A 3,960-nucleotide genomic window follows, 5' to 3' on the forward strand; every position below is an offset into this window, starting at 1 on the left:
GGAGTTGTCCGCACCCCGGGCGTCACGGGCAAGGTCGTGTGGGCGGAGGTCGGCGCCCCCGCGTAGCCCCCTTTCGTACGGTTTGACCGGGGCTCGGCCCCGGGGCGCTCGCCGGGTAGCCGTGGCTGGGCTTGGGGCTCTGCCCCATACCTCGCGCCTCAATCGCCGGCGGGGCTTGAAAAAGGCTCAATCGCCGCAGGGGCTTGAGTGGCGCAGCCTCAATCACCAGAAGGCGTGAGGGGCATCAGTTCTGGGTGAGCCACAGGCGGTCGAAGTTGGCGTCGCACTTGTTGCCCTGCTCACAGGAGACCGTAATCGCGTTCGTCCCCTTGGTGAGCTGAACAATGGCCCACGTGTTCGTCCAGCCCTTCTCCCAGTCACCTTCCTTGGCCCCGGCGAAGTTCTTCATGTTCAGCGGACGATCCTGCTTCGTACCGTTCACGTTGATCGTCGCGTCCGAGTCCTTGCCCGGCACCCCGTAGTCGACGTGCAACCTGTACGCGCCGTCCTTCGGAATGTTGTTGACGGTCCACGTCAGGTTCGCGCCCACCTTGTTGAACCCGGCGACGTACACCCCGCCGTCCGCCTTCGCGCCCTGCACGTCCGACGCGGTGGACGTGCCACCCGCCAGCTTCAGGGTCTTCGCGTCGGTCTTGGGCAGGTCGACCGGCGCCGCGGACGCCGACTTCGAGGGCTTCTCGCTCGGCTGCACCGACTGCGAGCCGCTGGAGGCCTTGCCGCCGGCCTCGCCCTTGTCGTCACCCGAGTCGTTGCTGAGCATGGCGACGCCGATGCCGATGACGACGGCCGCGACCACGGCGACCGCGCCGATCAGGAGCGCCTTCGTGTTCGGACCACGCCCGCGGCCGCCCCCGCGCATCGGCGCCGTCGGCGGACCCGGCTGCGAGGGGACCCCGCCGCCGGGCATCGTCTCCGGAGCCTGGTAGTGCGCGTTCGGCTGCTGGTACGCCTGCGTCGGCCGGGTCTGCCCGTACTGGCGCTCGCCGACCGTATGGATGTGATTGGCCCGGTAGGAGGAGCGCGGGTTCGGGTAGCCGTAGCCACCGCCCGCGCCCTCGGGCGGGGTCGCCCCGGCCGCCTGTCCGTCGGCGTACAGATAGCCGAACGGATCGTCGTCCTCGGGCGTGGTGCTCCCGCTGTTGTTGCCGGGCGCCATCCCAGATCACTCCCTACACGTTGCTTACCTCGGCGAGGGTACCCGCTGCGAGTGACCCCACGGCGTGGCCTTGACCTCACCGGGACCGCGGGACCGCGCCCAATGTAGGGGCTATCCGGCCCGTCTGTGCTGCTTACTGCGTGATCTTTTCTCTACGTACATCCGCTGGTCAGCGGATTGCAGCACTTCCTCGGCCGTCATGCCGCAGTGGGCCCAGCCGATGCCGAAACTGGCCCCTACCCGGACCGCCCTGCCATCCACTCGAATCGGCGGAATGATGGCGTTCCGCAACCTGACGGCGAGGTCCTGGGCGCCCTCGCGGCCCAGCCCGTCGGCGAGCACCACGAACTCGTCACCGCCGAGCCGGGCGACCGTGTCCCCGTCCCGTACGACGCTGGTAAGGCGGCGGGCGACCTCGATGAGGACGGCGTCGCCCGCGTTGTGCCCGAACCTGTCGTTGATCGACTTGAAGCCGTCGAGGTCGCAGAAGAGGACGGCGAGGCCCTTCGTGCCGTTGTCCGCGCCGGTGACCCCGTCGGGCTCGGGTGCGGCGACGTGCACATGGTGGTCGAAGCCGTCGAACCCCTCGTAGAGATTCGACTGGTGCGGGACGGGCGCGCCGAAGTCGAAGCCGATCCCCGCCGCGTCCTCGCCCGCGGCGGCAGCGCCCCGGTGGTCGCCGTAGGCCGCGTCGAGGGAGTCGATGGCGCTGGGGCCCGGCTCGTAGGGGCGGCGGCACAGGCGGGCGGAGAGGCGGGCGCGCAGCTCCGCCGAGTTCGGCAGTCCGGTGAGCGAGTCGTGCGAGGCGCGGTGGGCGAGGTGCAGCTCGCGGCGCTTGCGCTCCTCTATGTCCTCGACGTGGGTGAGCAGGAAGCGCGGCCCGTCGGCGGCGTCGGCGACCACCGAGTTGCGCAGGGACACCCAGACGTACGTGCCGTCGCGGCGGGCGAGGCGCAGCTCGGCACGGCCGCCCTCGGCGGAGGTGCGCAGCAGCGTGCCGATGTCCTCGGGGTGCACGAGGTCGGAGAACGAGTAGCGGCGCATGGCCGATGCCGGGCGGCCGAGGAGGCGGCACAGCGCGTCGTTGGTCCGCAGGAGCCGGCCGTGCTGGTCGCCGCCCATCTCGGCGATCGCCATCCCGGAGGGGGCGTACTCGAAGGCCTGCCGGAAGCTTTCCTCGCTGGCCCGCAGCGCCTGCTGCTCGCGCTCCAGGCGGACCAGGGCGCGCTGCATGTTGGACCGCAGCCGCGCGTTGCTGATCGCGATGGCGGCCTGGAAGGCGTACATCTGCAGGGCCTCGCGGCCCCAGGCTCCGGGGATGCGGCCGCCCCGCGGACGGTCGACCGAGATCACGCCGATGAGTTCGCCGGAGGACGAGCCCGTCGAGTGCATGGGGGCGAAGAGGCGGTCGGCGGGGTGCCACTCGTCCTCGAAACGGGGCGGCGGGCCCGCGGTGAACCACTGCGGCACGTCGTCCTCGTCGAGCACCCAGCCCTCGGTGTGCGGTATGAAGCGCAGCTCGCCCCACTTCTTGCCCATGGCAAGGCGGCGGTCCCAGGCGGCGCGGGAGCCCACACGTCCGGTGATCAGGGCCTCGGCCGCGGAGTTTCCCGCGAAGGCGGCGATGACCAGGTCACCATCGGGACGTACGAGGTTCACGCACGCCAGCTCGTAGCCGAGCCCGCTCACGACCCCGTCCGCGACGGTCTGCAGAGTGTCGGCCAGACTGCGGGCGGTGTTCATGTCCGCCATTACCTCGTGCAGCTGACGCAGGGTCGCAAGACGGACGTACGGCTCCGACTCGGTCTCCATGCTCAGTTCTCCCCGAGACGTCGACAGCACTCCAGAATTCGGATCGGTTCGCTTCGCACGTGCAGCGGCACGTTCATCAGCAGTGTCGACGCCACTGAATCACAGCGAGCTGTGCACCCGGTACACAGGGTCAACAAATTATGGCCCCTGTGACTCAAGTCACAGCAGGAGATGAAGGATTGGGGCTCATTACTGGGTGGTTTCTGTGCGCTTCCTGAAGACGAACCGCGCCCATGGTCCTACGACCGGCCTCGGTCATCGGCCCGATGCGGGGCGCGTGGGGGCAGAGCTAGCGTTGAAGTCGTGTTGAAGACGTCCACCGCCACTTCGGTCCCCTCCCCCACGGCCCACTCGGCCCCCTCCGGTCATGCTGAGGGGGTGAGCAACGACGAGTTCCGCGCCGCCCTGTCCCGACTGGCCGCAGGGGTCGTCCTGCTGACCTCGCACGAGCCGCAGCTCGACCCCGACGGGCCGGACGGCGAGGACGCGGGCATGACGGCGACGGCCTTCATGTCCGTCTCCCTCGACCCGCCCCTGGTGATGGTGTCGCTGCGCAACAGCTCCCGCATGGACGACCTCCTGGACGATCAGCCGCTGTGGGCGGTCTCGGTCCTCTCGGAGTCCCAGAGCCACATCGCCGGCCGCTTCGCCATGAAGGGCCGGCTCAGCGACCGGCTCCTGTTCCAGGACATTCCGTACGTACGTGGGGAGCACACGGGGGCGCCGTTGGTGGGTGGGGCGTTGGCGACGCTCGAGTGCCGCACGGAGAACACGGTGGTCGCGGGCGACCACACGCTGGTCATCGGCCGCGTCCTGTCGGCCTCCCTCCCGAGCGCGGAGGGCGGCCCCCTGATGTACTTCCGCGGCCGCTACCGCAACTTGGGCTGATAACCCTGGGCAAATCAAGCCCCTGCGGCGATTGAGCAGCGGGGTCCGGGGCGGAGCCCCGATCTTTCAGCCCCGCCGGCGTT

General features: G+C 69.8%; 3 protein-coding genes. 1 reads left to right on the forward strand and 2 read right to left on the reverse strand.

The window, feature by feature from the left end; genetic code table 11:
- Positions 1-244: 244 nt before the first annotated feature.
- Positions 245-1,177 carry a carbohydrate-binding protein gene (locus tag ACWD2L_RS40860; RefSeq protein WP_351346014.1) on the reverse strand — a complete coding sequence of 311 codons (933 nt, stop codon included), beginning with the start codon at positions 1,175-1,177 and terminating at the stop codon, positions 245-247.
- 111 nt (positions 1,178-1,288) lie between these two features.
- Positions 1,289-2,989: a diguanylate cyclase CdgB gene (gene cdgB / locus ACWD2L_RS40865; protein WP_451193803.1), complete on the reverse strand. Its 1,701-nt coding sequence runs from the start codon at positions 2,987-2,989 to the stop codon at positions 1,289-1,291.
- Positions 2,990-3,292: 303 nt separating this feature from the next.
- On the opposite strand from cdgB, the gene ACWD2L_RS40870 reads away from it, so the two are divergent.
- Positions 3,293-3,877 carry a flavin reductase family protein gene (locus ACWD2L_RS40870; RefSeq protein WP_451193806.1) on the forward strand — a complete coding sequence of 195 codons (585 nt, stop codon included), beginning with the start codon at positions 3,293-3,295 and terminating at the stop codon, positions 3,875-3,877.
- Positions 3,878-3,960 lie beyond the last annotated feature (83 nt).

The sequence above is a fragment of the Streptomyces sp. NPDC002754 genome (assembly GCF_053592315.1).